The following is a 13,819-nucleotide window of genomic DNA, read 5'->3' as shown; positions in this document are numbered from 1 at the left end:
GCTAGTAAGGCTAACATATCGCAAGGTTGGAGGAGGCATGAAGATATGTAGCTATAGATTTTTGGAAATATCTGTAGATTGTGATGAAGTTCGATTCTTGGAGAAACCCAATGCTCCATATATTAGTAATATAAATCCTATGGTTAGTGGTATGCTTATGCTTAACGCTGCAAAGTTGTCACATCGGCTGGCATCAGAACATGGTATGTATATAAAGGATGGTGGTATAATGATGTGTTTTTGCAATGCTAGATAATTTAATTCAAAATATAGCCCAGCTACATAAGAGTAGAAACTCACAACAAAAATTATCAAAACAGTTAACGCGTCTCTTATTCTTATGCTAGTCACAAATTCCCTTACAATTAGCATTACTAATGTTGTGTAAAAGCTTGCAACTGCAACTACCCTTGGATTTTCAACAAAACTGTTCTCAAATTTTATTGGGATAATCATAGATAGAAAGTATATTGTTATAAGTGGTATCGACAATATTGTAGCAACAATATACCTGATATTTTTTATAATGAACTTCATTGCTATTGCACTGCAAATACTGTGGTGTAAGTTCTGGAACTATTTTTGTAGATGGGCCCGCGGGGATTTGAACCCCGGACCACCCGGTTATGAGCCGGGCGCTCTACCTGGCTGAGCTACGGGCCCCATAGCTTTTCATTATTGCTCTAGGTTTATATGTTTTTCTTCGCTTATTTTCATAACCTCCTAAAAATTAATTAACTGAGAACTGCTATAGCCTTTGGCGATACAATCTATATTGTGTTGGGGTTGATTTATGTGGAAATTTGTTAAACATCATAATGATATTGATTTTAAGAAGAGTATAGTGGTTGTTGGTTTTCCTGGTATGGGTCTCGTTGGAAAAACTGTTGCAACGCAGTTAATAGATTCTTTAGATGCCAAGCTCTTTGCATCTATCTATGGAACTAGCTTCCCCGCTCAACTAATTGTTGATTCTGGTGGTGTTGGTGATATTAACAAGGTTCTAATATATACCTCTAGGGTGGGCGATCTCGGGATTTTCATTGTGACTGGGGATTCTCAGCCCATTAATGATTCTGAACAGCATATGCTAAGCTACTACATTCTTAGTAAGCTTAAGAAATACAATGTTGTAGAGGTTATAGCAGCAGCTGCTTTTGTATCTGATGTTGTTGTCACCGATAGGAGGGTGTTTATTGTAGGAAGCAATGAGAAGGTTGCAAAGAAGTATATTGAGAAGGGTGCTGTGGCGCTTAATGAGGGGGTTATAAGTGGATTGAATGGAATAATTGTGGGATGGTCAAAGGTGTTTGGAATTGATGGTGTTTGTGTGCTTGGAGAGACTTGGAGAAGCATTGTTGAGCTAAACTACATAGATTACACAGCTGCCAAGCTAATTATAGATTTGCTAAATGGCGTATGGGGCCTTGGGGTAGACACAAGAGATCTTGATGCAAAAGGCAGGGGTGTGGAGAAGGAGGTGGAGCTTGTGCTAAAAAGCTTTGCCCAACAAAAAGAAGAGAGCATGAAAGAAGGGGAGAAAAGGCCTTATTATTACATAACCTAAGTTTGCTATAACTCTATCCTAGAATATTTTTCAATATATCTTCTCGATACTTTTTGAGAAACTCCTTATATTTGACTATACTTCTTGTCTGTAGAGGGTCAAAGCCTAGCTTTTCTGCAATTCTAATACTTGCTATACCTGCTACAAGAGAGCCGAAGAGGAGTCTCTCAATAATGTTTCCACTGAGTCGGAGATAGTATATAGTGAATCCAATATCCTTCAAGTAGTCGGCATAGAAATTAAGCAACATTTTCTCGTACCCCACATCAGAGTCTATAACTATTGCTTTATCATCTGCATGGAACCTCTCCCAGCCAACTATATCATTGTGAAACAGCTCAGGTATTATCTCGATTTTTACAGGCATCTTCGCATTTTCATTAAGCTCATTCTTAAACCTTATAGCGAGTGAAGAATATTTGTTTGTAGCTACAATCAAAGGTATTTTGGAATTCTCCAAAAAGTCTGCAAGTTCATCTCCAATCTTCTTTGCATGATCAGTATTTCTCAAAATGCTTATAGAAGATTTTAAAGTATCTTGTGTCACAATCTCTATCCCACAAGAGCTAAGAAGCTTGATAGAGGCCACCAGCATGAGAGGCATAGCCGACCGTGGCGCAAGCCCAGATCTCACAACAATGTGGGGCAAGCTAAACCTTCTCGCAATATCCACAAGTTCGCCACCTGATGCAACAACACCTACTGGAATCCCTCTCTTCAACAATTGTAATGTTGCAGCAACAGTTTCTAGGGTATTGCCCGAGTAGCTTATTGACAACACAAATGTATTGTTATCAACGAAACCTTTTGGCACATAGAAATCCTTAAATGTAAGTAGCGGAATGGTTGAATAGTTTTGTGCTATAACACTAAGAAAGTCTCCCACTATGCCACTTCCACCCATGCCCACAACAACAATTCTCTTCACATCCCTAAACTCTTTAGCGTTGATAACATTGCTCTTCAAAACCTCTTCAACCATTTTATACCAGTCAAGATATTGGTTAAGCATAAGATCACCGCACAACATGCAAAGGAATGCCTAGACATAAAAAGCTTTTCAAGCCAACAAATTTGACAGGACAACTAATATGATATTATGATTAAAAACTGTTCACAAACCGAGATAATCACAGTTTATCTATTCTCAACCAACAATAGAGGGTAATAAACTTATAAACCATTATCCTCGCCTAAAAGAAACAGTCCTCAGCTATAGTAGCTGTTTTAAAGAGAATTGGTGAGATAGAGATGCCTATATTCGTAGCAAATGAACAAGAGTTTTTGGAAATAGCGAAAAGAGCCGAGGAATGCAGAGTTAAGAGAATACCCAAAAAGAATATCGCCAAGATTAAGGCAAGAACCAAAAAATATCTATACACATATAAATTGGAACTTCAGAACGTAGATGCACTATTAGAAAAACTGAAGAGCGTATGCAAAAACATTGTCGAGATTTAAAACACTGGTATAATAATTCAACTCGTTTTTTATAAACCGTGTAAATTGGTACTGGAACAGAGGCTAAGAGTCTAGATATTTGGATAGTGATGTATCTTAAACCCCATCTGAACACCATTGTGATGATGGCTGGCGCTTCTGATTCTCGACTAGCTATCATTGAATAGTATTTAGATGTTTCTAACAAATTCTTTTGATGCTGCTCAAGTTAAGTGCTATAAAAACTTTTTAACTCTTCAAACGGAAAGGTTATGTGTAAATACTACAGGTTTATTTAAAATGAAACATGAAATCATAGACCACGAGCTCATCGGAGTAATGGCCTCAACAGCCTATGAAGCTCCCTCCATAGTCAACTTCAGTGAAATACCTTTTGTGAACAGCTTTGTAGTTAGAAAGGCCATTGACATGTATATGGATGAAGCAATAAAGTTTGTATATGACGATATTAAACTGAAGCCCATATCATATGAAGTCCTAGCTGAGGACGCCTATGCACTTTGCAATAATGGGCTGTTAATGTACATTGGAAGATTTGCAGAGGGGATGATACCAAGCAATAAGCTATACAGGCAATTCAAAGATGTGTGCAGAGGTAGAATATTCTTACACACACATCCAGTGCCAATCCCAATACCATCCCCAGAAGATATTGTTTCAGCACATCAAATAGGTTATGAAGTAGAATGTGTAATTAGCAAAATTTCGAGTGATAGAGCAATCTTAACGTGTTTAAAGCCGTTGAATGGCTGGAATAATGTGCTAGAGGATTATAAAGAGGTAGAGAAGATGATACTAAGCATCTCTCGATTTGTTGTAGCAGGAGATAGAAACACAATTACATTTTTGCCTTTTCCAACAGTAGAAGAAGTTGAAGAACTGATTAAATATTACAGAAAACAGCTTAGCAATTCAGCTATCTCGATTCATGTGAATATAGATCTCGCGAACAAGGTCTATAGCATAGAATAGTTTGTAGCAACCCACAAAAACTGCCAAATGTTTTCAGACATATGCAACAACCCAAAGCATTTAACGATGCAATATTGTATTATTTTTAGGGTTCTTCATATAAGTGTATTAATTGCTTTAACGCTAAATCTAGCGTGATATTGACGTTGAAGGTATGTGTACATGGATCTTGGAAAATATAAGATAGTTAAAGATCCTGTACACGGATATATAAAGATCTACGAGCATGAGCTTAGCATCATCGATGTGTTTGTATATCAAAGACTTAGAAAAATAAAACAGCTTTCAGTTGCCGATTTTGTCTACCCTGGCGCAACACACACAAGGTTTAGTCACAGTCTTGGGGTGGCGCATGTTATTGAAACTCTTGTTAGAGATGTTATGAGGAAGTATAGAGTTGGTCGGGGTGATTTGGAGAGGTACGTTGTTGTGATGAGGCTTTTGGCAATATTGCACGACATTGGACACGGTCCCTACAGTCATTCTTTCGAAGAATTCGTCTTGTTTTCAAGGGGGGTGACACATGAGGATATGGGAGCTAAAATAGTTTTGCAAGAACCCCAAATAGTGTCGGCCATAGAGAAAATTGTTTCTGAGTATGGATACAGGTTAAGCGATGTTGCAACAGCGTTGAAATGTGAGAATAGGGATTGCTGGCCTTTTAAAGGGGTGATCTATGATGCTGGTTCTGAAAAGGCTTTGTTCTACATGTTGAAGGGTGCGTATAGCGCAGATATCATAGACTATCTCCTTAGAGATTCTTACTATACTGGTGCTAGGTATGGTGGGAATATTGATTGGCAGAGAATATCCTATTATCTAGGCATTCTAGGAGATGATATGATAATTGACTATAGAGCACTCGATGCCGTTGAGCTTCTAATGCTTGCAAGAGTGTACATGTTTTCCACTGTCTACTATCACAAAACTGTTAGAGCTGCAAACAGATTTCTAGGGGATATCATGTCCATAATCCAGGATAGAAAGATAATAGACTTTGACAATGCCATAAAAGACATTAATGAATACATAAAACTAAACGACGAGAGCATTCTATATAACCCAGCTGTATTCGGTCTAGAAGAGGTGAGGGATTTCCTATCGAGGAAAATCCCATACAAAGTAGTAACAGAGCATAGAATACCCTTGTCAAACACTAAAAACACTGTGGGGCTTGTGGAAAACATAGACAAGAGCAAGAGTGTCATAGAGACAATATTAGAGGAGAAAGCGAGGGACAGGGGCATAGAAATAGAGAAGAACAAACACTTCTTTATAGACACACCTAAGCTATCTCTAAATCCAATGCTTGGATCAGAAGACATAATGATTATGCTCGAAGGAGGACAAATAACAAGGAAAAGCATATTCGACTTCACATGGTTCAACATACCAAGATTCGCAGTACTAATCAGATTATATGTAAGGAGAGAGCTAAAAGAAAAAGTCGCCATCCTAAGGGATATATTCAACGAGACATTGAATCTCGAAGAGATAAAGAGAGTGATAGAACAGCATAGATGAGTGTGGGGTTCAAGTCTCATATGAGTTCATATTGGTTGTTGTCATCCCCTCATCTCTTTTTCCCTGCATCCCACTTGGGTTCTCATTGAGCTTGAGAGCATTCGGAGAACTCACAAAATCACAAAGCTCCATGAGGTGCAGGTTAAGCTAATGAACCTGCACCAAGGGTCAACTTCTCTCACGGAATTAAAACTGTTGAAAAGTAATTGAAGGTGTCGTGAAAGGGAAAAACGCTTTAGCAGGTTTTGGTTGTCTGGTCATGGTCTCTATGACCGTGGCTTAGTCAAGAGAGTCATATTTAAATATATTCTGTGATATAATGGTTATAGTTGGTGAAGCAATGTGCTTGACAGAGAGATTTTAGAAGTACTTAACAGGCAACTTAATCAGGAGCTTCAGAACGCATATCTCTATCTCTCTATAGCTAGTTATTTCGATGAGATGAGCCTCAGCGGCTTTGCTCACTACTTCAAGATCCAGGCTCGAGAAGAGCTTGAGCATGCAATGAAGATCTATAGCCATATCATTGATAGAGGTGGTAGGGTGGAGCTATTTGATGTGCCAAAGCCAAAATCTGGCTGGGGTAGCATTTTAGAAGCTATTGAGGAGTTCTATAGAGCGGAAACAGAAAATACCAAGAGGATATGGAATTTGGCAGAACTAGCGAGGAATAAAGGGGATAAAGCAACAGAGTCATTTCTGAAGTGGTTTATAGATGAACAAGTTGAGGAAGAGAAAAATGCAGCCGATCTACTAGCAAAGGTAAAGCTAGTTAAAGATTCTCCTGCAGTACTACTTGCACTAGACAACATGCTTGCTCAAAGAAAGTAATGTAGAAAACATCTTTATTTTTATACCCTCCACTATGGTGACAATACCTATTTTTGTATGTGGATTTTAGGCAGACTTTGGAATGTTTTGAAGTTGTCATTATTTGTCAAAGCTTTTTAATGTTTCTACAATGGTCTTCATTATGTAGCAGTTTGATATAATCAATGTAGCTCTACCTCCACACCTTGGCTCATAGACTACCCTAGATTTTGTGATATCGATATAGCATATCAATGATTAATTCATTTGTCATGGTTTTGTTTATTGTAATGAGTCTCTCGATTTTTAATCTATTTATTAGACAATTTTTATGATGGTGTATTATATGTCACAAAATGTTTCAGATGTAAATCTCTTGGCCGAGTTTGTGCCATACCAAAATGTTGCTGAGATTAGGCAGAAGGTAGAGGAATTAAGGCGTAACATGGATGGTCTAAATATCGTAGCACAACAGGTAAAGAATTTTGCGTATGTTGGTAACTTGATTGGACGTTGGAAGATGTTGACATGTAAGATGAATACAAATGGTGTTTGCATGGGTTGGAGAATGCCGAAAGAAGTTGCTGATGAAGTTAAGAAGAATCTTGGTGAGGGTGTTATAGTTGAGAGAGATGGCGTATCGAGATTCAATGTTAGTTCAGCACTTTATGTCTGTGCATTGTGCCCTATTTATTCGCCGAGGACATAGATTTTATAGCATATCCTCTATTCTTTTTCTGCTTCTCTCTTCGACTTCTTTAAGTCGATTCTCAAACTCTTTCACTGTTGCTGAAACAGCTTTCTCAAGATCTTTTTGATCTAGATATAGAATCATGCTTTTGAAGAATTTCAGAGCACATGTTTTTGAATGAAAATAGAGCTCTTTCCCACCTACAACAATTCTCACTCCTTGTCCATCATGAAATACCCTTCCACATACCATACATCTAAGTTTTTTTGTCGTCATCTTGCATCACCTTCTCTAGATATCTGTCCAGCTCTAGATTTTTGATCATTTGCTCAACCTTTGTAGCAGCCTCTTCTAAATTGTTTGCTGTGACATTAAAGTATATCTTTGTTCCCTTGATTCTGAATCTGAATCTTGTTCCAGGAATACCTTCATATCTATATGTTTCAACTAGTTCAACCTCTATCTTCATAAAATTACCCTGTAGCATTTTTTATAGCTGTATCTAGGATTTCTAAACCGGCTAAAGCCTCTTCTTCAGATATTATCAATGGTGGGGCTATTCTTATACTGCTCTTTCCACATCCAAGGAGTGCAAGACCATTCTTAAGAGCCTCGTATAGAACCCTGTTCCTAGTTTTGACATCATGTTCTTTGGTCTTTCTATCCTTGACAAATTCGATGCCCCAGGCAAGTCCAATCCCCCTTACATCGCCAACAGCAGGGTATTTCTCTTTTAGCATTGATAATTCTTCTCTAAATAGTCTCTCAAGTTTATGAACATTAGGCAGATACTTTCCCACAAGTTCAATCGTTTTGAGTGCCACCATGGAGGCTAGGGCATGGCCGCCAAAAGTATTGCTGTGAGCACCTGGCTTAAAATCTAGCTCGGATCTAAATATTGTTGCTCCAATTGGTATAACCCCACCGCCCAAAGCCTTGGCCAAGGCTATGATGTCTGGGATTGTGTTGAAGTTCTCTATTGCAAACATTTTACCTGTTCTGCCTAGGCCCATCTGAACCTCGTCATCTACAAGCATTATCCCATAGTTTTTAGCTAGTTTTGATAGCTCTGCAAAGAAGTTCTTAGGTGGTACAACGTATCCTCCCTCACCTTGTATAGGCTCGAAAAATATGCCTGCAACCTCATCTGAAGATACAATGTGTTGGAATATCCAATAGTCTATATAGTCGATAACTCTATTGATGAGCTCATCTGGATGTTCATAACCATCTATCCCCCAGGGGTTTCTATATGGATTTGGAAATGGGACATGAATAACCCCCTCAACCATGGGCATATAGCCTTTTCTCTGTATTGTTTTCGAAGCTGTTAGGCTAAGCGACCCCATTGTCCTTCCATGAAACGCTCCTATGAAGGCTATGAAATACTTCCTATTTGTAGAATGCCTTAAAAGCTTCATAGCAGCCTCTATAGCCTCTGTTCCACTATTGCAGAAAAATACCTTCTTCTTAAAATTGCCAGGAGATATCGAAACAAGTTTCTCTGCTAAAGCAACCTGATATGGATTGTAGAAATCAGTTCCAGCGGCATGGGCAAGCTTATCCAACATTTCAACAACAACTTTCTTAATCTCTGGATGTGTCGGATAACCCAGATTAGAAACGGATATAGACGATGAAAAATCTAGATACTTGTTACCATCAACATCGTAAAGCCAAACCCCTTCACCACGCTCAATGACTAACGGCAGACTTTCTGGGTCATGTGTTGTTGTTGCAATGAGATTGCTATGCATTTCGATGATCTTTTTTGCTTTTGGTCCAGGAGGCTCAACAACTATTTCTGGTTTGTTTAGCTTCATCATTACACCCATTTATATGGGCTACTCTCTATGCACATAAATCAGATAAGTTTTTGAGTTTTTTACTAAAAAATGTTACTGGGTGAGACTGTGGCTAGGTTAAGCTCTGGGTTTGTAATAGCTGGTGCATATGCTGATAAGATTAGGAGGACAATGTTTGCTCAGCTCAGGGACTATATAAGAAGGGATAAGGAGTGGGGGCAGAAGATAGCGTTTGCAGTAGCCCAATTAAATAGATTGCTATATTCAGTATTTGTTGAGCAGCTCAAGATTGATAAAGGTGATGTTGTTAGGGTTAGAGTCGAATATGAAATAGATGAGTCAAATAAAAATATTGTATGGAAGTGGGATACACTATCTGTAGAGGTTTTCAGAAGAATTTCCCAGGAGCAAGTAGATTCTATTGTAAAGCAGTTAGTGTCGAAGGCATCTGAAGTAGCTTTAGCAGCTGTGGCCTACGATGTGGTAAAACTTGGCGAGACATTCGATGGTGATGTAGTTTTCGCAATAAAACTTGCTGAAAGGGATGTAGGAGCAGCAATTTTAACACCTGTTAATGATTCTCTTGCAGTTTTGAAGAGGGGAGCAGTGATAGAGCCAACCCCGGCGATATTTGAGAAAGTAAGGCTTGATATACAGCCTGGGAAAACAATTGAGGAATCCCTAAAGACAACATTGTCAACGGTTATGCAGACGGCTAGGCATGTAAGCTACGATGAAGCATTAAAAATAATGAATGCAATTAGAGAAAGAATTGCTGTTGCACCAGTGCCTAAGGTTGAGGAAGAAGAGGAGGAGTAAAAAGCTCAAATTCCTCAACTACACCTACTTCTTTTTCTTAACTATTAAAACAAAACCTTTTCTATCAACTACAATAACCTCTTCGCCTGGTTCTATGACCTCATCACTTTCAGCAAACCAGTACTCGCCCTCAAATATAACCCTACCTCTCTTACCTGGCTCTATACGCTCAATAACCTTAGCCACATTATTCAAAATCTTAATTACAGCTTTTTTTCTTCTTCTGTTTGACTCCACTGCTTTGTATAATATGAATGAGAAGAAGCCTGCTAAGCCACCGCTGAGTATTATTGCAAATGTTCTGATACTCTCTATAAAACTAGGCGCTATTTGTGTAGCTGGGGAAATTGGCATCAGCAAGACACCAAATAGTAGAGATATTATTCCCCCAACCCCTAGTAGGCCATGTGTTGGGAACATAAACTCTAGTGCGATGAGCAGAGAGCCAAGAGCTATAAGCATTACTGAAACAATGTTTATGTTTATTGAGCCTCCAAGCAATGCAAGTAATAGAAACACTATTGTGATTGGCAAAATATCTATTCTACCAGAAAGAAGTGCTATGAATGTTCCGAAGAATCCTAGAAACCACAGAATTGAATTTACTGTAGAATCTCTCAGATAGCCATATATTTGTATGTATAGGGGTGGAGAAAACTCGTCTAATCCCGCTATATTTATCGTGTAATTAATTTTGGTTCCATCATACTCTACTGTTACTACCCTACCATTAACCTTCGCTATGAAATCGTTTAAATCATTTGCAACAATATCAACAACCTTTTCTTTAACAGCCTCTTCACCCTTTAAAACCAGGTTCTTTGTAATAAACATTACAACAGCTGTTGAGTTCCTGCCCCTAGCATCAGCATACCTCGTGGCCATGGCTACAATACTGTTTATTATCTTGCTCTCATTGATAAACTCATACTGACCTGTAACAGGGTTTATTGTTATTGGTTGTGCAGCACCTATAACACCATATGGCGATATGCCCACCACATGCATGGGTTGCACAATTATGCTTGCGGCACTCATTGCCTTGTCGGCTATGTATCCCAAAACAGGGGTTTTAGCATTTAAAAAAACATTAGCGATGTTGATCATCGAGTCCATGTAACCGCCATAACTATCAACCACAACTACTAGTGGCACGTTTCGCTGTTCAGCAAGCGACAAAGCCTCTTTGACATAAAGCTCTGTTGGAATATCTATTGTTTCCATTGATCCTTGTATTCTTATTAGAATGGCATTTGATCGCATTTGAGAGTATACCACGCTACTTTGTATGAGCGTTATGGTGAATGAGAATATCAAGAGAGTAAAAATGATTGTTTTAGGAATGTCTACGAGTTTCATGGTTTCCTACTCTTTACCAGTTGTTTCACTAGGTTTCACTCTTCCTATGGCTAGCGATGATGCAATAGCTTCCGCAACGGTTCTAGAGACACCACTCTCAGTAATGATTATAACGTTCTTCTCTTTTGCAATATCAACATATGTCTGAAGCTCCCTAAGTCTAAGAGCTACAGGATGCTGCTCATAGGTTAAGGCCGCTTCAAGCAATATTTTTGCTGCTGCCCTTTCAGCCTCTGCTTCAATAATTCTTGCTCTTCTAATCCTCTCGGCCTCTGCTTGGTAGGCCATAGCTCTTATCATACCCTCTGGCAATTCGACAGCTTTCAGAGTAACCATAGAAACTTTGACTCCCCATGGCTCGGTAATCTCATCAATTATGCTCTGAACCCTCTTGTTAATCTCTTCACGGTGGGCCAGTATATCATCTAGTTCTAGCTGTCCCACAACATCTCTTATTGTTGTTTGTGCAAGCATTGCGATAGCATAGTTATAGTCCCTTACTTTCATAACAGCTCTTTCAGGGTCTAGAACTCTGTAATATACTACGGCATCTATTCTAACGGTTACATTATCTCTTGTGATAACATCCTGTTTAGGAACGTCGACTGTGTTTATCCTTGTATCAACGATTAACCCTCTATCTATGAATGGCACTAAGAAAACTAGGCCAGGTCCCCTGATCCCAATATATTTTCCCAGTCTGAGAACAATCATTCTCTCCCATTCTCTCACAATCCTAATGGATTTTGAGAGTATTATTGCTATTATCATGATTAGAAGGAATATTCCAAAGATTTCAGCAGGTCCTATGGGCATTCTAGTCACCTCCTTATGTCTAGAGTTAATTATTTTTCCAGTATATTAACCTCAATGCTACAACTAGATTTTATCGAGTTTGAGCTTATCTATGTAGTAATTCAAAACATCGTTGTATTGCTCTGCAATTGTCTTGAAATCGTCTTGTTCAACTATGGTGAAGGGTATAACATCCTTTATCGATGGAAGGCCGTGAAGAATCATAACAAGTCTATATATGCCTATTCCAACCCCTGCGGTAGGAGGCATACCATGTTCTAGAGCTCTAACATAGTCTTTGTCCATTGGGTGATGCTCTATCTCTCCAAACTTTTCTCTGCTCTTTATCCTCAGCTCCTCTTCTTTTTTGAAGAAGTAGTACTGTACTATAGGATTATTGAGCTCGCTATAACCGTTTCCAACTTCAAGACCATTTATAAAAATCTCAAATCTTTCAGCATATTCCGGATTCTCTCTTGAAGGCCTAGCAAGGGGGGATACATCTCTAGGAAACATTGTTATAAATGTTGGTTGCACTATCTTTGGCTCTGCAACCTTCTCGAAGATCTTTTCTATAATCTTTCCCCTTCTCGGATCATCAATTTTTATATCTAAGCTCTTAGCAATCTCTATCAATTCGCTGTAGTCCTTTCCCTTTATCTTTATGCCACCAAATTTTTCTATGGCATCTTCTATTGTTATTCTAGTCCATGGCGGGTTAAAGTCAAGGGCAATTTTTTCTTCTCCCCTGCTTACCTCAACTTTATAATCACCATAAACAGTCCTTACAGCATTGGAAATCATTTCCTCTACAAGCTTCATCATATCTAGCCAATCTGAGAAGGCTTGGTATATCTCTATCTGCACGAATTCTGGGTAGTGCTGGGCATCTATATCCTCATTTCTAAAGCAAACCGCAATTTCGTATACCTTGAAGAAGTTGGCTACAACAGCTCTCTTCAAATATGTCTCTGGCGCTATACTTAGATAAACATCCCTATCAAGGGCATACATCCTTGTTATAAATGGTCTTGCCAGTGCTCCTCCATATACTGCTTGTAGCTTTGGTGTATGAATCTCTACAAAGCCTCTTGCATCAAGGAAGTCTCTGAATGCTTTCTCTATTCTATACATGGAGATTATAGCTTTCCTAACATCATCATTTAGCATCATATCTAGATATCTCATTCTATATCGTTTCTCAGAATCTGCTAAACCATGCCATTTCTCAGGAAAGTCCCTCCATGTAATAGCCAAAATTTTGAATTCTTCAACGAGCAGTGATAGTTCTCCTCGAAGAGTTTTAATAGGCCTTCCTCTAACACCCACTATGTCACCAACGTTAAGCAATTCAACCAATTTCCACATTGCATCGCCTAGAACATCTTGTCTAAAAACTATTTGCAGTCGCGCTGTACCATCATCTAGTACAGCAAAAACTATCTTGCCATGTCTCCTAATCCCCATAATTCTTCCAGCAACCGAAAATCTATCCTTTGCCTCTCCACCTTTCTCTAGATAGCTATATTTGGTTCTTATATCACTAAGCGTTGTTGTAACATCATATCGATATTCTGTAAGATACGGATCTACCCCAGCTTCAACAAATCGCCAAAACCTGTGCATAGTAGACATTGACAACGCCTCAAACCAACTTCTAGCAGCTTCTGCATAGCCGTAGCTGGTTTTTGTTGATTTTTAATTATGTCTAGTTACTTTTAAACACAAAGCTTATAAGTTTGTGTTCTAATAAATTGTCTTGGCGATGTCCTATGAAGGTATTTATCCACCAGATTTGCAGGTGGATGCCTGAGGGCGCATGCTATGGCTGAGAGCACTCCAAGCGTATGCGGGGGAGCGTGGGTCTCCCCAAAGAGCTCCCCCAATGAACAATGAAACCAGAGGAAGGGGGAGAACGAGAGATGAGGGGATGAAGCGAAGAAATCAAAAATATTCAAAAGCAATTAAAAACATCGTTCAGACCAGAACCCTCAGAATTAGGTGTAGAAGTTAAAA

At 38.9% G+C, this 13,819-nt stretch carries 15 protein-coding genes and 1 tRNA gene; 7 read left to right on the top strand and 9 right to left on the bottom strand.

Features of this window, described 5'->3' with window-relative positions; all coding sequences use genetic code 11:
* Positions 1-51: 51 nt before the first annotated feature.
* Both QW284_00650 and QW284_00645 read right to left on the bottom strand, forming a co-directional pair.
* Positions 52-537 (bottom strand): hypothetical protein, encoded by a 486-nt coding sequence (locus QW284_00650; GenBank protein MEM0338186.1) that lies wholly within the window; start codon positions 535-537, stop codon positions 52-54.
* Between the two features lie 52 nt (positions 538-589).
* Positions 590-663: transfer RNA gene (locus QW284_00645), tRNA-Ile, on the bottom strand.
* Positions 664-793: 130 nt separating this feature from the next.
* Between QW284_00645 and QW284_00640 the strand changes: the two genes are divergently transcribed.
* Positions 794-1,567, top strand: coding sequence for a PAC2 family protein (locus QW284_00640; protein MEM0338185.1), 774 nt, complete (start codon positions 794-796; stop codon positions 1,565-1,567).
* Between the two features lie 13 nt (positions 1,568-1,580).
* On the opposite strand, the gene QW284_00635 is transcribed toward QW284_00640, so the two are convergent.
* On the bottom strand, positions 1,581-2,579 hold the full coding sequence (locus QW284_00635; protein MEM0338184.1) for a bifunctional phosphoglucose/phosphomannose isomerase: 999 nt from the start codon (positions 2,577-2,579) through the stop codon (positions 1,581-1,583).
* Between the two features lie 239 nt (positions 2,580-2,818).
* On the opposite strand from QW284_00635, the gene QW284_00630 reads away from it, so the two are divergent.
* The 5 genes from QW284_00630 to QW284_00610 all read left to right on the top strand — a co-directional run bounded on the left by QW284_00630 (position 2,819) and on the right by QW284_00610 (position 7,043).
* Positions 2,819-3,028 carry a 5'-nucleotidase gene (locus QW284_00630; GenBank protein ID MEM0338183.1) on the top strand — a complete coding sequence of 70 codons (210 nt, stop codon included), beginning with the start codon at positions 2,819-2,821 and terminating at the stop codon, positions 3,026-3,028.
* 279 nt (positions 3,029-3,307) lie between these two features.
* Positions 3,308-4,000: a hypothetical protein gene (locus tag QW284_00625; GenBank protein MEM0338182.1), complete on the top strand. Its 693-nt coding sequence runs from the start codon at positions 3,308-3,310 to the stop codon at positions 3,998-4,000.
* Positions 4,001-4,162: 162 nt separating this feature from the next.
* Positions 4,163-5,524: an HD domain-containing protein gene (locus tag QW284_00620; GenBank protein ID MEM0338181.1), complete on the top strand. Its 1,362-nt coding sequence runs from the start codon at positions 4,163-4,165 to the stop codon at positions 5,522-5,524.
* 342 nt (positions 5,525-5,866) lie between these two features.
* Positions 5,867-6,355, top strand: coding sequence for a ferritin (locus tag QW284_00615; protein ID MEM0338180.1), 489 nt, complete (start codon positions 5,867-5,869; stop codon positions 6,353-6,355).
* Positions 6,356-6,680: 325 nt separating this feature from the next.
* Positions 6,681-7,043 carry a hypothetical protein gene (locus QW284_00610; protein MEM0338179.1) on the top strand — a complete coding sequence of 121 codons (363 nt, stop codon included), beginning with the start codon at positions 6,681-6,683 and terminating at the stop codon, positions 7,041-7,043.
* 3 nt (positions 7,044-7,046) lie between these two features.
* On the opposite strand, the gene QW284_00605 is transcribed toward QW284_00610, so the two are convergent.
* From QW284_00605 to QW284_00595, 3 genes are read right to left on the bottom strand one after another with little or no spacing between them, the layout of a single operon-like run.
* On the bottom strand, positions 7,047-7,301 hold the full coding sequence (locus tag QW284_00605) for a hypothetical protein (protein MEM0338178.1): 255 nt from the start codon (positions 7,299-7,301) through the stop codon (positions 7,047-7,049).
* Positions 7,282-7,494: a hypothetical protein gene (locus tag QW284_00600; GenBank protein ID MEM0338177.1), complete on the bottom strand. Its 213-nt coding sequence runs from the start codon at positions 7,492-7,494 to the stop codon at positions 7,282-7,284. The genes QW284_00605 and QW284_00600 overlap by 20 nt, the downstream gene beginning before the upstream one ends.
* A gap of 4 nt (positions 7,495-7,498) precedes the next feature.
* Complete coding sequence (locus QW284_00595) at positions 7,499-8,848, bottom strand: acetyl ornithine aminotransferase family protein (GenBank protein MEM0338176.1); 1,350 nt, start codon at positions 8,846-8,848, stop codon at positions 7,499-7,501.
* Positions 8,849-8,938: 90 nt separating this feature from the next.
* Between QW284_00595 and QW284_00590 the strand changes: the two genes are divergently transcribed.
* Positions 8,939-9,649: a DUF2258 domain-containing protein gene (locus QW284_00590; protein ID MEM0338175.1), complete on the top strand. Its 711-nt coding sequence runs from the start codon at positions 8,939-8,941 to the stop codon at positions 9,647-9,649.
* 24 nt (positions 9,650-9,673) lie between these two features.
* Here QW284_00590 and QW284_00585 read toward each other — a convergent pair whose 3' ends face one another.
* The 3 genes from QW284_00585 to lysS all read right to left on the bottom strand — a co-directional run bounded on the left by QW284_00585 (position 9,674) and on the right by lysS (position 13,438).
* On the bottom strand, positions 9,674-10,912 hold the full coding sequence (locus tag QW284_00585; GenBank protein MEM0338174.1) for an NfeD family protein: 1,239 nt from the start codon (positions 10,910-10,912) through the stop codon (positions 9,674-9,676).
* A 102-nt stretch (positions 10,913-11,014) separates the two neighbouring features.
* Positions 11,015-11,824 carry an SPFH domain-containing protein gene (locus QW284_00580; GenBank protein MEM0338173.1) on the bottom strand — a complete coding sequence of 270 codons (810 nt, stop codon included), beginning with the start codon at positions 11,822-11,824 and terminating at the stop codon, positions 11,015-11,017.
* Positions 11,825-11,887: 63 nt separating this feature from the next.
* Positions 11,888-13,438 (bottom strand): lysine--tRNA ligase, encoded by a 1,551-nt coding sequence (lysS, locus tag QW284_00575; protein MEM0338172.1) that lies wholly within the window; start codon positions 13,436-13,438, stop codon positions 11,888-11,890.
* Positions 13,439-13,819 lie beyond the last annotated feature (381 nt).

Source organism: Ignisphaera sp. (assembly GCA_038735125.1).
Classification (GTDB): Archaea; Thermoproteota; Thermoprotei_A; order Sulfolobales; family Ignisphaeraceae; genus Ignisphaera.
Note: the sequence above shows the minus strand (reverse complement) of the source record. Positions and strands in the feature narration are given on the sequence as shown.